At 62.7% G+C, this 20,457-nt stretch carries 17 protein-coding genes and 1 riboswitch; of the genes, 14 read left to right on the top strand and 3 right to left on the bottom strand.

From position 1 onward, the window contains the following. Positions 1–2 precede the first annotated feature (2 nt). Entirely contained in the window at positions 3–494 is a 492-nt protein-coding gene (moaC, locus tag JKL48_RS00245) for a cyclic pyranopterin monophosphate synthase MoaC (protein WP_201977213.1), read from the bottom strand. A 278-nt stretch (positions 495–772) separates the two neighbouring features. Between moaC and JKL48_RS00250 the strand changes: the two genes are divergently transcribed. Continuing rightward, positions 773–1,840, top strand: a complete 1,068-nt coding sequence (locus JKL48_RS00250) for an SDR family oxidoreductase (protein WP_201977214.1) — start codon at positions 773–775, stop codon at positions 1,838–1,840. Positions 1,841–1,915: 75 nt separating this feature from the next. Continuing rightward, the gene (locus tag JKL48_RS00255) at positions 1,916–3,142 is read left to right on the top strand and encodes a molybdopterin molybdotransferase MoeA (protein WP_201977215.1); all 1,227 of its coding nucleotides are present in this window, start codon (positions 1,916–1,918) and stop codon (positions 3,140–3,142) included. A gap of 83 nt (positions 3,143–3,225) precedes the next feature. On the opposite strand, the gene JKL48_RS00260 is transcribed toward JKL48_RS00255, so the two are convergent. Beyond that, on the bottom strand, positions 3,226–3,819 hold the full coding sequence (locus tag JKL48_RS00260; protein ID WP_201977216.1) for an FMN-dependent NADH-azoreductase: 594 nt from the start codon (positions 3,817–3,819) through the stop codon (positions 3,226–3,228). A 344-nt stretch (positions 3,820–4,163) separates the two neighbouring features. Beyond that, positions 4,164–4,272: riboswitch (SAM riboswitch) on the top strand. A gap of 71 nt (positions 4,273–4,343) precedes the next feature. On the opposite strand from JKL48_RS00260, the gene metH reads away from it, so the two are divergent. The 12 genes from metH (at position 4,344) to JKL48_RS00320 (ending at position 19,250) form a co-directional block, all read left to right on the top strand. Further along, entirely contained in the window at positions 4,344–8,066 is a 3,723-nt protein-coding gene (metH, locus tag JKL48_RS00265) for a methionine synthase (protein ID WP_201977222.1), read from the top strand. 113 nt (positions 8,067–8,179) lie between these two features. Continuing rightward, positions 8,180–9,136: a methylenetetrahydrofolate reductase [NAD(P)H] gene (metF, locus tag JKL48_RS00270; protein WP_201977223.1), complete on the top strand. Its 957-nt coding sequence runs from the start codon at positions 8,180–8,182 to the stop codon at positions 9,134–9,136. A 151-nt stretch (positions 9,137–9,287) separates the two neighbouring features. Beyond that, the gene (locus tag JKL48_RS00275; protein WP_201977225.1) at positions 9,288–9,770 is read left to right on the top strand and encodes a tetratricopeptide repeat protein; all 483 of its coding nucleotides are present in this window, start codon (positions 9,288–9,290) and stop codon (positions 9,768–9,770) included. Positions 9,771–9,894: 124 nt separating this feature from the next. Continuing rightward, the gene (locus JKL48_RS00280) at positions 9,895–10,452 is read left to right on the top strand and encodes a hypothetical protein (RefSeq protein ID WP_201977227.1); all 558 of its coding nucleotides are present in this window, start codon (positions 9,895–9,897) and stop codon (positions 10,450–10,452) included. 81 nt (positions 10,453–10,533) lie between these two features. Further along, positions 10,534–10,974, top strand: a complete 441-nt coding sequence (locus JKL48_RS00285) for a putative signal transducing protein (protein ID WP_201977228.1) — start codon at positions 10,534–10,536, stop codon at positions 10,972–10,974. Positions 10,975–11,141: 167 nt separating this feature from the next. Continuing rightward, entirely contained in the window at positions 11,142–12,296 is a 1,155-nt protein-coding gene (locus JKL48_RS00290) for a PA14 domain-containing protein (protein ID WP_201977231.1), read from the top strand. Positions 12,297–12,380: 84 nt separating this feature from the next. Next, on the top strand, positions 12,381–13,301 hold the full coding sequence (locus JKL48_RS00295; RefSeq protein ID WP_201977232.1) for an SDR family oxidoreductase: 921 nt from the start codon (positions 12,381–12,383) through the stop codon (positions 13,299–13,301). Between the two features lie 261 nt (positions 13,302–13,562). After that, complete coding sequence (locus JKL48_RS00300; RefSeq protein WP_201977233.1) at positions 13,563–14,972, top strand: L-lactate MFS transporter; 1,410 nt, start codon at positions 13,563–13,565, stop codon at positions 14,970–14,972. A gap of 34 nt (positions 14,973–15,006) precedes the next feature. Next, positions 15,007–15,156: an MFS transporter small subunit gene (locus JKL48_RS00305; RefSeq protein WP_201977234.1), complete on the top strand. Its 150-nt coding sequence runs from the start codon at positions 15,007–15,009 to the stop codon at positions 15,154–15,156. A gap of 177 nt (positions 15,157–15,333) precedes the next feature. Further along, a complete protein-coding gene (locus tag JKL48_RS00310; protein WP_236668525.1) occupies positions 15,334–15,939 on the top strand; it encodes a gluconate 2-dehydrogenase subunit 3 family protein in 606 nt (201 codons plus the stop codon). Between the two features lie 129 nt (positions 15,940–16,068). Next, on the top strand, positions 16,069–17,763 hold the full coding sequence (locus JKL48_RS00315) for a GMC family oxidoreductase (protein ID WP_201977235.1): 1,695 nt from the start codon (positions 16,069–16,071) through the stop codon (positions 17,761–17,763). A 152-nt stretch (positions 17,764–17,915) separates the two neighbouring features. Further along, positions 17,916–19,250, top strand: a complete 1,335-nt coding sequence (locus tag JKL48_RS00320) for a family 1 glycosylhydrolase (RefSeq protein WP_201977239.1) — start codon at positions 17,916–17,918, stop codon at positions 19,248–19,250. A gap of 42 nt (positions 19,251–19,292) precedes the next feature. On the opposite strand, the gene JKL48_RS00325 is transcribed toward JKL48_RS00320, so the two are convergent. After that, positions 19,293–20,453, bottom strand: coding sequence for a hypothetical protein (locus JKL48_RS00325; RefSeq protein ID WP_201977241.1), 1,161 nt, complete (start codon positions 20,451–20,453; stop codon positions 19,293–19,295). Between the last annotated feature and the right edge of the window lie 4 nt (positions 20,454–20,457).

Genomic DNA, 20,457 nt, shown 5'->3' on the forward strand with positions numbered 1-20,457 from the left:
ATTTACGAATTTTTGGCGCGGTGAAAATCACGCTTGCCGCCGGTTTTCTCAATCAACTGCACACCTTCGATGCTGATGTCGTGCGAAAACGCCTTGCACATGTCGTAGATGGTGAGGGCGGCCACGGTAGCGCCGGTCAGGGCTTCCATCTCGACGCCGGTGCGGCCCGTGACCACGGCCGTGCACACCACGCGCAGGGCATCGGGGCCGTCGGGCTCAATGGTCACGCTGCAATCATCGAGCCCCAGCGGGTGGCAGAGCGGGATGAGTTCCGAGGTCCGCTTGGCGCCCATGATGCCCGCCAGGATGGCCGTGTGGATGACCGGCCCCTTGTGCGAGGGCATTTCGCCGGCTTGCACGCGGCTCAGCAGCTCCGGGCCCAGCACCACGCGGCAGTGGGCGCGAGCCACGCGGCGGGTGGGTGGCTTGGCCCCCACATCGACCATGGTGGGCTGGTTGGCGGCGTTGACGTGGGTAAAATTCTTGGTGAGCATAGGGCGTAGAGACGTGTAAATGCGCCGAATCGTTGGGTGGATTGTAGCGCGGACTTTTCAGTCCGCGACGCTCAACGACAACCGGGCGGCGTGGGGCCGCGGACTGCAAAGTCCGCGCTACAGTTCATTTAGCCAACTCGACGGCGAATTGTTTTGTCGTAAACTATTGGGCCAGGTAGCCGTTTTCTAGTCAGCACCGGGCCAAAGCAGCCCGGCAGCCCCGGCGAAACCCGCCGCGCCGGCCCCTTCGGGCCTCCTTATCCACCTCGATTTTTATCATGACCAATACCGCTTTAGTTGTGGGTGCCAGCGGCATCATCGGCAGCAACCTGGCCCAGGAGCTGCTGGCTAATAACTGGACTACTTACGGCCTGGCCCGCCGCCCCGGCGCCGACATTCCCGGTCTGCAGCCCGTAGCCGCCGATTTGCTCGACGTAGCCAGCCTCGAAACCGCCTTGGCCGACCTTCGGCCCACGCATGTGTTCATTACCAGCTGGATGCGCAACGACACCGAAGCCGAGAACATCCGCGTGAACAGCGCCATGGTGCGCAACCTGTTGGCCGTCCTCGGCCCGAAGCATTCGGTGCAGCACGTGGCGTTGGTAACCGGCCTGAAGCATTACCTAGGGCCATTTGAAGCCTACGTGAGCGGCGGTGTGGCCCCGCCCACGCCCTTGCGCGAGTCGCAGCCCCGGCTGGCGCTCGACAACTTTTACTACGCCCAGGAAGACGAAGTGTACGCCGCCGCTGCCCGCGACGGCTTCACCTGGAGCGTCCACCGGCCGCACACCATCATCGGCAAGGCCGTGGGCAACCTCATGAACCTGGGCACCACGCTGGCCGTGTACGCCAGCATCTGCAAGGCCACGGGGCGGCCCTTCCGCTGGCCCGGCTCGCAGGCGCAGTGGGAAGGCCTGTCGGACGTGACCGATGCCCGCGTCATTGCCAAGCAGCTGGTGTGGGCCGCCACCACCGACGCCGCCCGCAACGAAGCCTACAACGTGGTGAACGGTGACGTTTTCCGTTGGAGCCAGCTCTGGGGCCGCCTGGCCGAATGGTTTGGCGTAGAGGCGGTGGGCTTCGACGGCACCCTTCACCCGCTGGAAGCCGAGATGGCCGGCGATGCAGCATTGTGGCGCGACATTGCTGCGAAGAATGGCCTGGCCGAAGCCGATTTGAGTCGCCTGGCTTCGCCCTGGCACACCGATTTGGACCTGGGCCGGCCCATTGAGGTGATGACCGATATGGCCAATAGCCGCCGCCGGGGCTTCACGGTGTTCCAGAGCACGGAGGACTCGTTTTTTGACTTGTTTGCCCAGCTGCGTCAAGACCGGCTGATTCCGTAAGGCACTGATTGAACGTCATGCAGAGCGCAGCGAAGCATGACGTTCTTTCCGATGCGAGTTTTATAACCTTCCCCCATGCTCTCTCCCGCCGAAGCCACCGCCCGCGTCCTCGCCACGGCCCGCCCACTAGCGCCCGAGACGGTGCCCCTGCCCCACGCTGCCGGCCGCATCCTGGCCGAGACGCTGACGGCTGACCGCGATTTCCCGCCCTTCAACCGGGTGGCCATGGACGGCATTGCGGTGGCCCACGCCGCCTGGGCCGGCGGGCAGTCGGTGTTTCAAATTCAGCACACGCAGTACGCTGGCGCCCTGGCCCGGCCGCTGCTCAACCCGCGGCAGGCCGTGGAAGTAATGACCGGCGCGGTGCTGCCCGCCGGCGCCGATGCGGTGGTGCGCTACGAGGACCTGCTTCTGCACGACAACCGCGCCACCATCCAGATTCCGCCGCCCGAAGCGCCCGGCGTCAACATCCACCGCCAGGCCGCCGACCGCCGCGCGGGCGACGCGCTGCTGCCCCCCGGCACTCGCCTGGGCCCCGCCGAGCTGGCCGTGGCTGCCACCGTGGGCGCCGCTGAAATAGCCGTTTCGCGCAACGCCCGCGTGGCCGTGGTGAGTACCGGCGACGAGTTGGTGGGCATCCACGAGCAGCCCCTGCCGCACCAGATTCGGCGCTCCAATGCCTATGCGTTGCAGGCGCTGTTCACCCAAACGGGGGCCGATGTTTCGCTTTTTCACCTGCCCGATGCGTTGGATGAGCTGCGCGACGGCCTCACCAAAATCCTGGGGGCCGGCTTCGATGCCGTGGTGCTGAGCGGGGCCGTGAGCAAGGGCCGCGCCGACCACCTGCCGGGCCTGCTGCGCGAGCTGCACGTGGCCGAAATCTTCCACGAGGTCAACCAGCGGCCCGGCAAGCCGCTCTGGTTTGGGGCGCGGGCCAATGGGCCGGTGGTGTTTGGCCTGCCCGGCAATCCGGTTTCCACGTTCATCACCGCCTGCCGCTACGTGCGCCCCTGGCTGCGCGCCGTGCAGCAGCCCGAAGGGACGGCCACTCTGCCTTCGGCTGCTTCGGAGGGCCCACAGCCCGCTATCCTTGCCGTCGACATTCATTTCAAGCCCCAGTTGGCTCACTTCGTGCCCGTGCGCCTGACCGTGGACGCTGAAGGCCGACGCCTGGCTACGCCGTTGCGCGTGGGCGGCTCCGGCGATTTGATGGGCTTGGTAGGGGCTAATGCCTTTCTGGAGCTGCCACCGGAGCCCGCCGTTTTTGCGGCGGGCAGCGTATGGCCGGCCTGGGCGCTGTAGCGCCTGCTTCGGCTGGCGCCCCGCCATGAAGCGACTGAAACCGCCGCCGAATGCGTCAGTCACGGACCCATTCCTACCGGCTGTCAGGCCACGGCGTGGATGTGCTGGATGGCATCGCGGGCGGCGCCAATGGGCTGCTCGCCGAGAAGGTTGAGCTGGTCGGCACTGATAACCTCTACGTCGGTGATGCCCACGAAACCCAGCACCAAGCGCAGGTAGGGCGTGGCCATGTCGGCCGGGCTGCCCACTTCCACACCGCCGGAAGTCACCACCAGGTAAGCCTTTTTGTTGTGCAGCAAGCCTTGGAAACCCATTTCTGAGAATGAGAAAGTGAGGCCGGCGCGGGCAATCAAATCGACCCAGGCCTTGAGCGAGGCCGGGATGCTGAAATTGTAGATGGGCGCGCCAATGATGAGCACGTCGGCAGCTTGCAGTTCCTGCACCAGCTGGTCGGAGAAAGCCAAGGATTGGGTCTGCTCCGGGGTGCGCAGCTCGGCGGGCAGGTAAAACCCGCTTATCATCAGTTCGTTGACGAACGGCAGCCCCGCTGCCGCGTCGCGGTAACAGAACGTTAGGCCGGGGTGCTTGGCTTTGAGCTCATCCACCAATTCAACCACCAATTTCCGGCTCACCGAGAGGTCGGTCCGGCCGCTGGAATTAACTACGAGTGCATGCATGTCAGAAGGCTTTATGAGGTTAAACATCTTAGCAGGCCACCTACCCAACTTAAATGTGGATTCGGAGCAGCTTGCGAATCAGGAGGAAGTAGGCGGTGGGCACCACAACCCGCGGCACGCTTGCCCGCATGTCGGAAAACAGATAGGCCCGGCTAATATAATATAAAATTAATATTTAAATTAAATTTTATATTGCATTTCATCCCTGGCCAATGCAGTAAAATTGTTCGCGGAGTGGGCATGCATAGCTTGTCCATCGACAGAGCCGGATATAGCCCGCTCGCTTTTTCCGCTGGCCAGCGCATGCGGCGGCTATTGCGCTTCCGTTGTATCTTCGCCCTACGCTGCTATCCAGAAAGACCGAGGGACCGGGCCCGATGACGTCTTGGCAACCTACCGCGAGTAGGTGCCAACTCCCGTTTCACCGCGTTTTGAGGTGAAAGAAGATGACAGCCGGAACCGAACCTTACTGTTCGGGTTTCTTTCTGGATACGCGCTTACGTAGCTATTCGACCCTGAAAGAAATGCCCACCGCCACGCTTACTGCCCCTTCGGAACACGAACTACAGAGTTCGCGCTACTTGCTTCCCGAGCTGCTCCGCCAGCGCCTGCTGATTCTCGACGGCGCCATGGGCACCATGATTCAGCGTCATCCACTCACGGAGGAGGATTTCCGCGGCACCCGTTTTGCCGACCACCCCAAGCCCCTACGTGGCAACAACGACCTGCTGAGCCTCACGCGCCCGGACATCATCAAGGGCATTCATGCCGAGTACTTTGCCGCCGGGGCCGACATGGTGGAAACCAATACCTTCTCCGGCACCACCATCGCGCAAGCCGACTACGGCCTGGAGCACGTGGTGTATGAGCTGAACTACGAATCGGCCCGGCTGGCCCGCGAAGCCGCCGACGAGTACTCCACACCCGAGCGCCCGCGCTTTGTGGCCGGCGCCGTGGGCCCCACCAACCGCACCGCCTCGCTCTCGCCCGACGTGAACCGGCCCGGCTTCCGCGCCGTGACGTTTGACGAGCTGGCCACGGCCTACCTGGAGCAGGTGCGCGGCCTCGTGGACGGCGGCGTGGACACGCTGCTCATCGAAACCATTTTCGACACGCTGAACGCCAAAGCGGCGCTTTATGCCGTGCAGAAGTTCTTCGACGAGGGCGGCCGCGTAGTGCCCATCATGATTTCGGGCACCATCACCGATGCATCGGGCCGCACGCTGAGTGGCCAGACGGTGGAAGCCTTCTGGAATAGCATCAGCCACCTGCCGCTGCTGAGCGTGGGCCTGAACTGCGCCCTTGGGGCCGACCAGCTCCGCCAGTACGTGGAAGAGTTGAGCCGCATTTCTGACGTGCACATTTCCGCTTACCCCAATGCCGGTTTGCCGAATGCTTTTGGCGGATACGATGAGTCGGCAGAGGAATTTGCAGCGCTCGTAGAAGAGTATTTGAAAGAAGGCATTGTGACGGTAGTGGGTGGCTGCTGCGGTACCACGCCCCAGCACATTGCCGAACTCAGCCGCCTGGCCAAGAAATACAAGCCCCGCCAGCTGCCGGCCGAGGTGCCGGTTGCCACGCACCTGAGCGGCCTGGAGCCCTTCGCCATCAAGCCCGAAAGCCTGTTTGTGAACGTGGGCGAGCGCTGCAACGTGACCGGTTCGCGCGCGTTTGCCCGCCTCATTCGCACGGGCGCTTATGAAGAAGCCTTGGCCGTGGCCCGCGTGCAGGTAGAAGAAGGCGCCCAGGTGCTCGACATCAACATGGACGAAGGCATGCTCGATTCGGAGCAGGCCATGACCACCTTCCTGCACCTCATTGCCTCGGAGCCCGACATTGCGCGGGTGCCGGTAATGATTGACTCCTCGAAGTGGAGCGTGCTGGAAGCCGGCCTGAAGTGCGTGCAGGGCAAGAGCATAGTGAACTCAATTTCCTTGAAAGAGGGCGAGGAATTGTTTCTGCAGCGGGCCCGCACCGTGCGCCAATACGGCGCGGCCATGGTGGTGATGGCCTTCGATGAAGAAGGCCAGGCCGACACGCTGGAGCGCCGCAAGGAAATCTGCCAGCGCAGCTACGACCTGCTGATGAGCATTGATTTTCCGGCCACGGACATCATTTTTGACCCTAACATCCTCATCGTCGGCACCGGCATGGAGGAGCACCGCAACTACGCCATCGACTTCATCGAGTCGGTGCGCTGGATTAAGCAGAACTTGCCCGGCGCCCTCACCAGCGGCGGTGTGAGCAACATTTCGTTCTCGTTCCGTGGCAACGACGTGGTGCGCGAGGCCATGCACGCGGCCTTCCTCTACCACGCCATTCGGGCCGGTTTGGACATGGGCATTGTGAACCCCAACCAGCTGGCGGTGTACGACGAAGTGCCCAAGGACCTGCTGGAACTGGTGGAAGACGTGCTGCTCAACCGCCGTCCCGATGCCACCGAGCGCCTGCTGGAGTTTGCCGACACGGTGAAGCAGAAAGGAAAGGTGGAAGTGGTGGCCGATGCCTGGCGCAGCCTGCCGGTGCAGGAGCGCCTGTCGCACGCGCTGGTGAAGGGCATCACCGAATTCATTGACGAGGACACCGAAGCCGCCCGCCAGGAGCTGGCCCGCCCGCTCGATGTGATTGAAGGCCCGCTCATGGCCGGCATGAACGTAGTGGGCGACCTGTTTGGCGCCGGCAAAATGTTCTTGCCGCAGGTGGTGAAATCGGCCCGCGTGATGAAGAAAGCCGTGGCTTACCTCGAGCCGTACCTCCTGGCCGACAAGCAGGGCACCGACCGCCAGACGGCCGGCAAAATCCTGATGGCCACGGTGAAGGGCGACGTGCACGACATCGGCAAAAACATTGTGGGCGTGGTATTGGCCTGCAACAACTTCGACATCATCGACCTCGGTGTGATGGTGCCACTCGAGAAGATTCTGGACGAGGCCCAGAAGCAGCAGGTCGACGTAATTGGCCTGTCCGGCCTCATCACGCCCTCGCTCGATGAAATGGTGTACGTGGCCCAAGCCATGGAAAAGCGCGGCATGAAGGTGCCCCTGCTCATTGGCGGAGCTACCACCTCGCGTCTGCACACGGCGGTGAAAATTGCGCCGGCCTACAGCGGCGCGGTGGTACACGTAAACGACGCCTCCCGCTCGGTGGGTGTAGCAGCGGGCTTGCTCGGCTCGGGCGAAGTGGCGTATGCCGAAACGGTGGCGGCCGATTACGCCGCCCTGCGCGCCGACTACGCCAGCCGCCAGCGCGACAAAAACTACCTGACCATTGAAGCGGCGCGTGAAAACGGCTTCAAATCGGACTGGAGCACGGTTCCGATTACCAAGCCCAGCTTCCTCGGCACCAAAGTGCTGGAGGGCTACGACTTGGCCGAGCTGGCCCAGTACATCGACTGGACACCCTTCTTCCACACCTGGGAGCTGAAGGGCCGCTACCCGCGCATCCTCACCGACGAAACCTTGGGCGAGGCCGCGACCAAGCTTTACGAAGATGCACAGGTCATGCTGCGCAAAATCATCGACGAGAAGCTGCTCACGGCGCGCGCCGTGCTGGGCTTCTGGCCGGCAAACACGAAGGACTACGACACCATCGAAATCTACGCCGACGACGCGCGCGAGACGGTGGCCACCGAGTTTTTCACGCTGCGCCAGCAAGGCGAGAAGGGCCCCAGAATCCCCAACATTGCTTTCTCCGACTTCCTGGCGCCGAAAGAATCGGGCCGCGCCGACTACATGGGCGGCTTCGCCGTGACGGCCGGCATCGGCATCGAGAAGCTGCTGGAGCAATACGAGGCCGACCACGACGACTACTCCAGCATCATGGTGAAAGCCCTGGCCGACCGCTTGGCCGAAGCCTTCGCCGAGCGCCTGCACGAGCGGGTGCGCCGCGAGTTCTGGGGCTACGCGCCCGACGAGCACCTGAGCGCCGAGGACCTGGTGCAGGAGAAGTACCGCGGCGTGCGCCCCGCCCCCGGCTACCCCGGCTGCCCCGACCACACCGAGAAAATTACCCTGTTCCAGTTGCTCGACGCCGGCGCCAAAACCGGCATCACCCTCACCGAAAACCTGGCCATGTACCCGGCCTCTTCCGTCAGCGGCATGTACTACGCCCACCCCGATGCGCGCTATTTCGGCCTCGGCCGCATTGGCGTAGACCAGGTGGCCGACATTGCTCAGCGCAAAAACATGCCCCTGGCCGAACTGGAGCGCTGGCTGATGCCAAACCTGAACTACGAGCCCAAGTCGTAGAACGTGTACCGCGAAATTTCATTTCGCAGCGAGCATCCTGTCCTGCGCTGCCGTCCTATTAATTAATCCCGCTTTGCTCGACGCGAAATAAAATTTCGCGCTACTCCGCCTAAATGAAAGTTACCGACCACCTGGCCCGCGCCAACGGCAAAACGCTCTTTTCCTTTGAGGTGCTGCCACCCAAAAAAGGCGAAAACATCCATACGCTCTTTTCGAACATTGAGCCGCTGATGGAGTTCAAGCCGCCGTTCATCGACGTGACGTACCACCGCGAAGAATACGTGTACCGCCACCACCCCAACGGCCTGCTGGAGAAGAAGACCGTGCGCCGCCGCCCCGGCACCGTGGGCATTTGCGCGGCCATCAAAAACCGCTTCGATGTAGACACCGTGCCCCACCTCATCTGCGGCGGTTTCACGAAGGAAGAAACCGAGAACGCGCTGATAGACCTGCATTTCCTGGGCATCGACTCCCTGCTGGCCTTGCGCGGCGACCCCATCAAGAGTGAAGGCATCTTCAAGCCCGAGCCCGACGGGCACGCCTACGCCTGCGACCTCATTGGGCAAGTGGCCAACCTGAACAAGGGCGAATACCTCGATGAGGAGCAGGACGATACCTGGGCCACCAACTTCTGCATCGGCACGGCTGGCTACCCCGAAAAGCACTTCGAAGCGCCCAACTATGCCTCCGATATCCGCTACCTGAAGCACAAGGTGGACCGGGGCGCCGAGTACATTGTGACCCAGATGTTCTTCGACAACGAGGAATTTTTCAAGTTCGAGCAGAAGTGCCGCGATGCGGGCATCACGGTGCCCATCATTCCCGGCCTGAAGCCGTTGACCACCAAAAGCCAGCTCACCATGCTGCCGCGGGCCTTTTTTCTCAACCTGCCCGAGCCGCTGGTGGAAGCCATCAGCCAGTGCCGCGACAACGAGGCGGCCCGCACCATCGGCATCGAGTGGTGCCTGAACCAGAGCCGCGAACTGATGGCCCACGGCGTGCCCTGCCTGCACTACTACAGCATGGGCAAGTCGGAAAGCATTCGGCGCGTGGCAGCGGAGCTGTTTTAAGGGGCGATTTTAGTTGCCTTATTCAGCACGTCATGCTGAGCGCAGTCGAAGCATCTCTACCGCAATGGCAATTCAATCGTATTGAGTAGTTGCGCGGTAGAGATGGTTCGACTGCGCTCAGCATGACGTTCTTTTTTGCAACTGCTAATTGATGATGCTCGACGACCTATTTGCCCAGTTGCGCACGGCCACGGCGCCGGCCGAGATTGAAGCGCTGCAAAGCGGTATTTGGCAATTGTGGCTAACGAGTGGCGACACAGGCCTCGACAAAGAGCTGGAAGCCGGCATGCGCGCCATGCAGGCCGAAGACCAAGGCTTGGCCATTAAACATTTTACCAGAATAATTCAACTCAACCCTGCGTTTACCGAAGCCTGGAACAAGCGCGCCACGGCCTATTATCTGCGGGGTGAGTACCGGGCTTCGCTGGACGACATTGCCGAGACGCTGCAGCGGGAGCCCCGGCACTTTGGGGCGCTGTGGGGACAGGCCAGCATCTTGCGGCAGTTGGGCGACTACCGACGCGCCCTGCACGCGCTCGACCGACTGGGCGCCATCTGCGCGCATTTTCCGGGCCTGCAGGAGCAGCAGCGCGCCCTGCGCGAATTGCTGGAAGAAGGCCGCTTTCCTCAATAAGCACGGGCGGGCAGCCCGGCGCCGGCAGCCGCCTACCTTTCGGCGGCTTTCGCCGTAAACAGTTCATTTTGGCGAAACCCGCAGCGTCGGTTTTGTCAATCTCACGTATTGATTCTTCTTTGCCATGACACGAATTGCAGACTCCGGGGTTGGACTACGGCTTTGTGGCAGCGCGGCGGTGCTGGCGCTGCTGCTCAGCGGTTGCGACTCGACGCCGAACGAACGCCGAACGGTGGCCCGCAGCGCCGGCCGCGAGCTCGACACCCTGGCCCGCACCGCCGCCGGCAAACTGGCCAAGGTAGGCAAAGCCACCGCCCGCTACGATGCCAACAACCGCGCCCGCCGCGCCCGGCCCCTCGACCCGCGCCAGCAAATTGCCATGGAAAACAAGCTGCTGGGGCCGTATGCGGGCCAGGTCAATGCCCTGACGCCGGCCGACCTGCCCAACGCTTACGCCCAGCTGGTGCGCGAAACCCGCACCCAACGCACCACCTGGACCGACCGCGACTGGGACTACGCCCGCGCCGTGTACCAGCGCCTCAACGACCAGCTCAAGCAAATCCGGATGGACATGCCGGCCCGCTACGAGCTGCCCATCCGGGCCCGGCAGGCCGAGTTTGTGGCCCTGCAAGCCGGCCACACGGCCGCGGGCATCAACGAAACGGCCAAGCAGGTGAAGTAAGCCAGGCGGTGAAAGCGAAGCGCTAACCGGGATTTCTGCTCAATTTTAACGCGTCGCTTTTACCTCCTGCTGCCCGTTGCCGTGCCAAGTCCCGACTCCGTTGTTTTCCTCGAATCGTTTTACGAGCCGATGGCCGCCAACCTGGCCCGCACCCGGCTGGAAGCGGCGGGCATTCCGTGCTTCCTGAGCAATGAAAACCTGGTGTCGCTGATACCGCTTTACAGCCCCATCACCGGCGGGGTGCGGCTGTATGTGCTGCAGCGCGATGCCGAAACGGCCCTCGAAATCCTGCACCACGAGCCCGTGCCCCTGGCTACCGGCCCCGATGTGGCTTCTTTTGCCGCCGATGCCCCCGACCCGGTGACGCCCCGCTGCCCCCGCTGCGGCTCGTCGGATGTGGCCTTTGGGCCGGCCACGCGCAATACGTATGGCTTTTGGGCATCCTTGTTGTCGGTGCTGCTGCGATTTCCGGTGCGCGGCAACCGCTACCATTGCTTTCATTGCGGCCACGAGTTCAAGTAAGCAGCCGATGGGCCATTGGTGCTGAGCGCTCAGCAGTCGAGCGAAAATAACCGTAGTAAAAAAGCCCGTCATGCTTCGACTGCGCTCAGCAGGACGGGCTAAATTCAATACGCTTACTTCTGCACCACCACTTGATACCAAAGTACCGGAAGTAGCGTTATTGCGGCATGGCTGGCGTACACAACCGATGGCTTGGGCAATGGCTGTTGCGGCTGGCGGTGCTGCTGCCGGGTGCGCCGGCACTGGCGCAAGCACCGCTGCCGACGGGCGATGGCCTCAAAGGCGATTACTACGAAGGAACGGACTTTGAAAAATACGTCCTGACCCGCCGCGACGCCACCATCAATTTTAACTGGGGCCAGCAGCCGCCCGCACCGAGGCTCCCGGCCGAGGATTTTTCGGTGCGCTGGACGGGCTGGCTGGTGCCCCCGGCCAGCGGCAAATACCTTTTTCATGTGACCGTGGACGACGGCATTCGGCTGTGGCTGGACGACCGGCTGCTGCTCAACGAGTGGCGTGGCCAGCCCCAGAGCAGCTACATTGCCGCCGTTGAGCTCCGGGCCGGCGAGCCTTACCGCCTACGGGTTGACTATTGCCAATACGGCTTGGACACCCGTGTTTTTGTGACGTGGGAGCTACCTGTTTCCCCTACGGCTCCGGCTCCCTCGTCGTGGCGAAATTTCTGGGGCCTTGCCGATAATAAGCCCGCCTCCAAGTCCATCCCCATTTCTTCGGCGTACTTATACCGGGAAAACCCCAAGCCCGTGGCAAAGCGTGTAAGCCCGCCTCCCCCGGTACCTACGCCCACAGCTCCGGTAGTAAGCAGGCCGCAACCGCCGGCGCGACTGCCTAGCAAAAAGCCGGCATGGGGCGCGGGCAACCCGGCGGCCAGGCGCACCGCTCCGGTGGCAGCGCGCACCCGGGCGCCCGTCTTGGCGCCCCCCGACTCGGGCAGTGCCGCGCAGCTGACAAAGCTGGCAGTGGGCGAGGCGGTGACGCTGCCTGACCTTTATTTTGACCAAGGCCAAGCCTTGCTGCTGCCCGCTGCCCGCACCACGCTCGATGGCCTGGCAGCCCAGATGAGCACCCGGCCCGGGCTACGCTTTGAGGTGCAGGGCCACACCGACAACGTAGGCAATGCCGAACTGAACCGCCAGCTCTCCCAGCAACGCGCCGAAGTGGTGTGCCTCTACCTCACGGCGCATGGCGTGGCTACGGCCCAGCTGCGGCCAGTGGGCTACGGCGGCACCCAGCCCGTAGCCGACAATACGGACCCCGCCCAGCGCCCGCGCAACCGGCGCGTGGTGCTGCGGCGGCTGTAAGTAGGCAGGGCCACAAAAGCGGGTCAATGGCAGCCATTCGGGAATTTTCCGCGTAAGCAGGCACACACATCATCCTCCTTTGCCATGCCCGCTAAAAAGCCGACCACGGCCCCCAGCACCGCTCCTGCCAAGCCCGAACGCCGCCCTACGGCCAAGGACATGAAAGCGGCTGCCCAAAAGCTGCCCTATCCCGCCAAGCAGGCCGATATGAAACTGCAACCCGACTCGGACCTGGCTAACTACAAGGCAGCCGGCAAGCTTCGGGGCAAAGTGGCCATCATCACCGGGGCCGACTCCGGCATTGGGCGAGCCGTGGCCCTCGCCTTTGCCAAGGAAGGCGCCCACGTGGCCGTGGTATTCAACGAAAATGTGGACGACGCCGAGAAAACCAAACAGCTGGTGGAACGTGAGCAGCGCAAGTGCCTGCTGCTCCAGCTCGACGTGCGCGACCCCGAACAGTGCCGGCAGGCCGTGCGCCGCACGCTGGCCGAGCTGGGCGGCCTGAACATTCTGGTGAACAATGCCGCCTTCCAGATGGCCCAGGACAAGTTCGAAGACATTCCGGAAGAGCAAATCCGACGCACCTTCGACACCAATATTCTGGGGTATATCTGGATGGCGCAGGCCGCCATCCCGCACCTTAAAAAGGACGACTGCATCATCAATACGGGCAGCATTGTGGGCATCACGGGCATTCCGCTGCTCGTCGACTATGCCTGCTCGAAGGCGGGCATTCATGCGCTTACCAAGTCGCTGGCGCTGTATCTGGGCGAGCAAGGCATTCGGGTGAACTGCGTGGTGCCCGGCCCGGTCTGGACGCCCAACATTCCCGGCACCATGCCGCGCGAAGAAATTGCCAAGTTCGGGCACGAAGTCGCCCTCAGGCGCCCCGGCCAACCCGAGGAACTGGCGCCGGCTTATGTGCTGCTGGCTTCGCAGGACGGCTCCTTTATGACGGGTTCGCTCGTACACGTCACGGGGGGCAAGCTCAGCAGCGACGAGTAGGCTTTTTTATAAACGAGCCCGCCTGTCGTTCTGAGCGCAGCAAAGGGCCTTTTCACCGAAGAGCTGTTTATAGTGAAGCTGCTTAGAAAGTCAACAGAACGTCATGTTGTGCGCGGCTTCGACCAGCTCCGTGGGACGTTATCGCTTTTTTTGACGACTTTCTGAACAGTTTAAGTATGTCACAGCGGCGCAGGAGTCATAAGGTCCTTCGCTGCGCTCAGGATGACAGGTGTTTTTTAAACCTTTATTTCCCCCTCCTTTATGGCCGATAACTCCTCTTCTTTGCTCGACCGCAGCCGCACCGTGGCGGGGCCCGGCTACAACCGCTGGCTGGTGCCGCCGGCGGCCCTGGCCATTCACCTGGCCATTGGGCAGGCGTATGCGTTCAGCGTGTTCAACAAGCCGCTGGGCGCGCTTATCAGCGGCGATGTGGCCAAGCCCGCGCCCGACGACTGGACGCCGCTGCAAATCGGCATCACGTTTTCCATTGCCATTGTGCTGCTGGGCTTGTCGGCGGCTATTTTTGGAAAGTGGCTGGAGCGCGTGGGGCCGCGCAAGGCCATGCTGGCGGCGTCGCTCTGCTTCGGCGGGGGCTTTCTCATTGGCTCGCTGGGCATTCACCTGCACAACCTTTGGCTGCTGTATTTCGGCTATGGTTTTGTGGGCGGCATTGGGCTGGGCATCGGCTACATTTCGCCGGTGAGCACGCTCATCAAGTGGTTCCCCGACCGCAAGGGCGTGGCCACGGGCATGGCCATCATGGGCTTTGGCGGCGGCGCCATGATTGGCTCGCCGCTGGCCAACAACCTGATGGCGCATTTTAAGGATTCGGCGCCGATGGGCGTGGCGCCCACGTTCATCGTGATGGGGTTGGTTTATCTGGTTTTTATGCAGTTTGGCGTCTGGACCATCCGGGTGCCGGCCGATGACTGGAAGCCCGCCGGCTACGTGCCCAGCACCGAGCACAACGACCTCATCACCACAGCCAACGTGTCGGCCGATAACGCCATCAAAACACCGCAATTCTGGATGCTTTGGGTGGTGCTGCTTTGCAACGTGACGGCCGGCATCGGCGTACTTGAAACCGCCTCGCCGCTCATTCAGGAGACGTTTTCGGACACCGCCATGGGCGCCGGCAAGGGCGTGACGGCCGCCGCGGCCGCCGGCTTCGTGGGCCTGCTGAGCTTGTTCAATCTGCTGGGCCGCTTCTTCTGGTCGTCGGCTTCGGATAAGCTGGGCCGCAAGGTGGCTTATGCCATCTATTTCGGTTTGGGCATCGTGCTCTACGCCCTGATTCCGACGCTGGGCCATAACCTGCAACTGACCTTGTTTGTGGCCGTGGCCTGCGTCATTATCAGCATGTACGGCGGCGGTTTTGCCACGGCCCCGGCTTACCTGTCCGACCTGTTTGGCAAGTACCAGGTGGGCGCCATCCACGGCCGCCTGCTCACGGCCTGGAGCACGGCCGGCGTGCTCGGTCCGCTCATCGTGCACTACCTCTCCGACAGCCGCAAGCACGAAGGCTTTGCAGGCGCGGCGGCTTACCAAACGGTGTTCTACACCATGGCCGGCCTGCTGGTGGTGGGCTTCCTGGCCAACATTCTGGTGACGGCCGTGAACGAGCGGTACTACGAAAAAGGCCCGGTCACGATAGAGCCCGGCGCCCACTAAACAACCCTGTTCCACTCCTTCAAACGATTACAACATGAATCCAAAACTAAACTCTTCCAACACGCCGGCCCCTGCCGATGCCGGTTCGGGCGGCTCGGTGGTGCTGGCCTGGCTGGTGGTGGGCCTCCCCCTGGCTTGGGGCGTGTCGCAGACCTTCATCAAGGCGCTGGCCTTGTTTAAATAGACCGCTAAGGCGTCTGAATCATTTCCCCCAAAGCCGCCGGCCTCACGCCGGCGGCTTTTTGGTGGGTTTTGTTTAAGAAATACCCGCAAAAACCTGCACCCTTTCTTTCGGCTTTACTCGTAAGGAAGGAGTAGCTGAACCGTTTTCCGCGGTAGTGCTTCATTCCAAGCCCGGTTTATGTCCATCCCCTCTTATCCAAGCGGAACCGTACGCGCCCTACTCGATACCTCGCACGTTTCGGAGGCTACCCGCGCTGCCGTGCAGGCCCGCCTCGGTGCTCCCACCGCTTACACGCCGCAGTTTCTGGCTCCCGAAAGTTATGCCCTGCTCGAAGCCGTGGCCGCCCGCATCTTCCCCCAGCCCGACCGGCCGGAGCAGCCCGTTCCGCTGGCCCCGGCCGTAGACCAGCGCCTCGCCGAAGGCCGCGCCGATGGCTGGCGCTACGACGCACTGCCCCCCGACCGCGAAGCCTACCGCCTGGGCCTGGGCGGCATCCAGGAAATTGCCCAGGCATTGTTTCAGGCTGATTTTACGGTGCTTACTACCGACCAGCAGGATGCTGTGATTCAGGCGCTGGCCGCCGGCAACCCGCCCGGCGCCACCTGGCAAACGCTGGACGCCGACCGCTTCTTCGAGGAGCTACTGGCCGAGCTAACCGAAACCTACTATGCCCACCCGTTGGCGCAGGAGGAAATCGGCTACGTGGGCATGGCCGACCTGCCGGCCTGGACCAAAATAGGGCTGAATGAAAAGGAAGACCGGGAGCCAAATCTGTCATCCTGAGCATAGCGAAGGACCTTCTCACGCAAGAATAACTTGCCCTAATTCAACCGGCGCAAACGTAATAAGGTCCTTCGCTGCGCTCAGGATGACAGATGTTTTATTTTCTACCGCCATTCACCCATTGCCACCATGCCCGACGAAGAAGTTCTCGAAGAAGGCGTCCTCAACCCCGTTAAACCCGAAATACAGGACCCGCTGCTGCGCGCGCTGCTGGCCGATGAGCCCGCCCCTGCCCCAGCAGCTGCCGACACGCCCAAAGAGCAGCCGCAAGCCGTTGAGCCCGAAGCCGCGGAAGTAGACTGCGTCGTCGTTGGCCTGGGTGCGGGCGGCGCGCCGCTGCTGGCCCGCCTGGCCAGGGCCGGCCTCAAAGTAGTAGCTCTGGAAGCCGGCCCTTGGCACAACCCGGAAAAAGACTTTGCCACCGACGAAAAAGCGCAGGATTTTCTGTTTTGGAACGACGAGCGACTGGCCGCCGGCCACGACCCTCTCGCCATGGGCAAGAACAACTCCGGCACCGGTGTGGGCGGCTCCACGCTGCACTACACGGCCTACACGCCCCGCCCCCTGCCCGATGATTTGCACATCAGGCGCGACTTTGGGCAGGGCGAAGACTGGCCGGTGAGCTACGAGGAGCTGGAACCGTATTACGAAGAAGTTGAACAGTTTATCGGGATTTCAGGCCCCACGCCCTACCCGTGGGGGCCCGCCCGACGCAAGGGCTACCCGCTGGCTCCGCTGCCGCTGAACAGTGCCGCCCAATTGATGGTACGCGGGGCTGAAAAGCTAGGTATCCGAACTTCGCCGGCGGCCAATGCGGCGCTGTCGGCCCGCTACTACCAGGAAGGCTTGGGCTGGCGCGAGGCCTGCACCAACCGGGGCTTCTGCCAGGCCGGCTGCTCGAATGGCGCAAAGTCGAGCATGGACGTCACATTCATTCCCCTAGCGGTGCAACACGGCGCCGATATTCGGCCCAACAGCTTCGTGACCGAGATTGAGCGCGATGCGCGGGGCTACGTGACCGGCGTGGTGTACACCCAGAACGGCAAGCAGAAGCGCCAGCGCTGCCGCCACCTTTTCCTCTGCGGCGGCTCGGTGGAAACCCCGCGCCTGCTGCTGCTGAATGAGCTGGCGCTGACCAGCGGGCAGGTGGGCCGCAACCTGATGGCGCACCCCGGCCTGCAGGTGTGGGGCACGTTTGCCGAGGAAGTACGGCCCCACAAGGGCATTCCCGGCGGGCTGATTTCGCAGGACACGCACCGGCCGAAAGATGCCGACTTCATCGGCGGCTACCTCTTGCAAAGCATTGGCGTGATGCCCGTCACGTTTGCCGGACAGGTGGCGCGGGGCCGCAAATACTGGGGCCAGCAACTGCGCGACTACATGCGCAACTACAACCACATTGCCGGCATCAACATCCTGGGCGACTGCCTGCCCCACGCCGACAACTACCTGGAACTGGCCGACGAGAAGGATGCCCGTGGCCTGCCCAAGCCGCGCCTGCACTTCACGGCCCAGGAAAACGAACAGCGCATGAACGCCCACGCCGAGAAAACCATGCGCGGCATCTGGGAAGCGGCCGGCGCTACCGACATCTGGGCGTTTCAGCGCTACGCGCACGTCATCGGCACGGCCCGCATGGGACGCAGCGGCGACGATGCCGTGGTGGATGCCAACGGCCGCGCCTTCGACGTGCCCAACCTCTACATCTCGGACAACTCGACTTTCCCCAGCGCCCTGAGCGTCAATCCGGCCCTGACCATCATGGCCCTGAGCCTGCGCACGGCCGATAAGTTTCTGGAAGGCCAGCAGCGGCGGGATGGGTAGCGGTGATTGTGTGAACGTCATGCAGAGCGCCGCGAAGCACCTTGCGCGCAGTCAATAACCTATGGCGTTGCAACGATTGATTAAGTAATGGCGGGCAAGATGCTTCGCGGCGCTCTGCATGACGTTCTAACACTCGAAATAAAAACCAATTAATGAAGTCCTTTCTCACGGAAATAAAAGAGCATTTCGGCGACGGCAATTACGAGGGCGACGAGTTTGGCGGCGCCACTGGCCACAACGGCAACGGTCTGCCTACGGGCCTGCCCAATAATTTCATGTTTGCCACCGGCATCGAGTGCAGCTACCCGACCATCGACAAGGGCAAAACCCGCCGCGACCTGCTGGCCGAGTGCGGCCACTACGAGCGGTACCAGGAAGACCTGGGCCTGGTGAAGGAAATGGGGCTGAAGGTGCTGCGCTACGGCTTGCCCTACTATAAAATTCAGCTCAGCCCCACGAAGTACGACTGGGAATTCGCCGACCGGGCGATGGCGGAAATGCAACGCCTGCAAATCACCCCGATTCTGGACTTGATGCACTTTGGCGTGCCCGACTGGCTGGGCAATTTCCAGAACCCCGAGTTGCCCGTACATTTCGCCGCCTACTGCGAGGCAGTAGCCAGGCGCTACCCTTGGGTGCGCTACTACACCCCCGTGAACGAGATATACGTGACGGCCAAAATGAGCGGCAAAGACGGCATCTGGAACGAGCAGTTGAAGTCAGACAAAGCCTTTGTGACGGCCCTGAAGCACCTGGTGGCCGCCAGCATCATGGGCACGCAGCGCATTGCCAAGCACCGGCCCGACTGCATTATTGTGCAAAGCGAGTCGGCCGAATTTACCCACGAGCTGCGGGCCGAGCACACCTATGCCGTGCAGATGCAGAACAAGCTGCGCTTCGCCGCCCTCGACCTGCTTTACGGCCACCACCCCGAAGGCGACGTGCTGAACTACCTCTACGACAACGGCCTGACCCGCCGCGAGTACGACTGGTTCATGGCCGGCGAGCCGCCCGGCTACCAGGTAATGGGCAACGACTACTACGGCCGCAACGAACGCATCATGCTGCCCAACGGCGAAATATGCACCAGCATGGACGTGCTGGGCTGGTACAACATCACCCACGACTACTACCAGCGCTACCACAAGCCGGTGATGCACACCGAAACCAACGTGCTCGACGCCAAAGACGGCCCCACCTGGCTCTGGAAGCAGTGGGTCAACGTCCTGCGCATGCGCAAAGAAGGCGTGCCCGTGCTGGGCTTCACCTGGTACTCGCTCATCGACCAGCTCGATTGGGACAAGGGCCTGGAGCGCAAAGTGGGCACCGTGAACCCCTGCGGCCTGTTCGACCTCGACCGCCGACCCCGCCCCGTGGCCGAAGCCTACAAAATGCTGCTCCAGGAATACGGCCAAATCACCATCGTGCCCCACGGCGAGCTGTTTGAGGTGACCAAAGCGCCGGCCACGCTGAAAGTGGAGGTGTAGCGCGGCCTCCGCGGTAGAATAGCCGGGGGACTTCTCCGACGCCTAGTGCATCACCTGGATGGCCTGGCGCACGGCCCGGCCCGCAGCGTCCTGGTGCACCAGGTAGTAGAGGCCATTCGGCAGCTGGCGCGTATCGAGCACCCCCGCGGGCTGGCCCTGCAGCACGGCCCGGCCGTAGCCATCGTAGAGGCTATAGGCGCTGGCGGCAATGGGCAAGTGCAGGCGCTCGTCGGCTGGATTGGGGTACGCGGCGGCGGCTTTATCGGGGTTCGGGCGCGACACCAGACAGAACTCCCCGTTGGCGAACTGGTACACCGATTGCCAGCTTTGGCTGGTGGGATAAAAGTCGCCGCACGACGAATACACCTGCAGGTACACGTCGAGCCAGTCGCCGGTGCCCGGCGACGTCACCTGTATGCTCTGGCCCATAGCGTAGGTGGTGCTGATGGCCCCCGTCTGGCCGTTGCGCTGGTTCACGGTCCAGTCGTAGGTATAGGCGGTGTTGGGGATGTAGCGCAGGTCGACGATGTTGGCCGACAGCTGAAAGGTAGTGTAGGCGCAGATTTCCGTGTCGGTGTGCGAGGCATCCGGCACGATGGCCGCGCCGGTGCCCGGCCCCACGACGCCCGTGCGCGAGGCCGTGCTGGCCGTGCAGCCGCTGCTGCTGTTGCCTGCAGCCACCCCAACGGTGAACGACCGGCTGAGCGCCGTGGCCGACGACGTGATGTCCAGAAAAGGCTGTGTGGTAGTGGTGCTGCCTTGCGGGCTGAACGGGTAGGGCACATCCCAAGTGTAGTCGGTGGCGCCCGGCACGGGGTCTACCTGCACCCGGATGGTTTGCCCCACACACGAGTTGGGGATGGGCTGCATTGTCACCGGGGCCACGGTGTTTGATACGGTCACGCTCACGGTAGGGGCCGCCACGTAGGTGCTGGCCCCGTTGCGCGTGTATAAAGCCTTCAGGTCGATGGTGCCGGTGCCGGGGCCGCTGATAGACGAGGTAGGCACGCCCGTATTCTGGCCGCCCGACACGCTCACCACGCCAGTTGAGGTGAAAGTATAGTTGCTGAACCCCGTGGCGGAGCTTTTGGCCTGCAGCCCATCCAGGCCCTGCCCACAAAAGAGCTTAACCGCCCCCCCCTGCGGGGTGGCATTGGTGACGATGAGCAGGGGCGGGGTAGGGCGAATAACAACCAACGTCATCAAC

The organism is Hymenobacter rubidus (assembly GCF_016734815.1).
Classification (GTDB): domain Bacteria; phylum Bacteroidota; class Bacteroidia; order Cytophagales; family Hymenobacteraceae; genus Hymenobacter; species Hymenobacter rubidus.

Bases quoted from the DNA above. Each gene is read 5' to 3' on its own strand.
- moaC (WP_201977213.1), bottom strand. From the start codon at position 494: ATGCTCACCAAGAATTTTACCCACGTCAACGCCGCCAACCAGCCCACC.
- JKL48_RS00250 (WP_201977214.1), top strand. From the start codon at position 773: ATGACCAATACCGCTTTAGTTGTGGGTGCCAGCGGCATCATCGGCAGC.
- JKL48_RS00255 (WP_201977215.1), top strand. From the start codon at position 1,916: ATGCTCTCTCCCGCCGAAGCCACCGCCCGCGTCCTCGCCACGGCCCGC.
- JKL48_RS00260 (WP_201977216.1), bottom strand. From the start codon at position 3,819: ATGCATGCACTCGTAGTTAATTCCAGCGGCCGGACCGACCTCTCGGTG.
- metH (WP_201977222.1), top strand. From the start codon at position 4,344: ATGCCCACCGCCACGCTTACTGCCCCTTCGGAACACGAACTACAGAGT.
- metF (WP_201977223.1), top strand. From the start codon at position 8,180: ATGAAAGTTACCGACCACCTGGCCCGCGCCAACGGCAAAACGCTCTTT.
- JKL48_RS00275 (WP_201977225.1), top strand. From the start codon at position 9,288: ATGATGCTCGACGACCTATTTGCCCAGTTGCGCACGGCCACGGCGCCG.
- JKL48_RS00280 (WP_201977227.1), top strand. From the start codon at position 9,895: ATGACACGAATTGCAGACTCCGGGGTTGGACTACGGCTTTGTGGCAGC.
- JKL48_RS00290 (WP_201977231.1), top strand. From the start codon at position 11,142: ATGGCTGGCGTACACAACCGATGGCTTGGGCAATGGCTGTTGCGGCTG.
- JKL48_RS00295 (WP_201977232.1), top strand. From the start codon at position 12,381: ATGCCCGCTAAAAAGCCGACCACGGCCCCCAGCACCGCTCCTGCCAAG.
- JKL48_RS00300 (WP_201977233.1), top strand. From the start codon at position 13,563: ATGGCCGATAACTCCTCTTCTTTGCTCGACCGCAGCCGCACCGTGGCG.
- JKL48_RS00305 (WP_201977234.1), top strand. From the start codon at position 15,007: ATGAATCCAAAACTAAACTCTTCCAACACGCCGGCCCCTGCCGATGCC.
- JKL48_RS00310 (WP_236668525.1), top strand. From the start codon at position 15,334: ATGTCCATCCCCTCTTATCCAAGCGGAACCGTACGCGCCCTACTCGAT.
- JKL48_RS00315 (WP_201977235.1), top strand. From the start codon at position 16,069: ATGCCCGACGAAGAAGTTCTCGAAGAAGGCGTCCTCAACCCCGTTAAA.
- JKL48_RS00320 (WP_201977239.1), top strand. From the start codon at position 17,916: ATGAAGTCCTTTCTCACGGAAATAAAAGAGCATTTCGGCGACGGCAAT.
- JKL48_RS00325 (WP_201977241.1), bottom strand. From the start codon at position 20,453: ATGACGTTGGTTGTTATTCGCCCTACCCCGCCCCTGCTCATCGTCACC.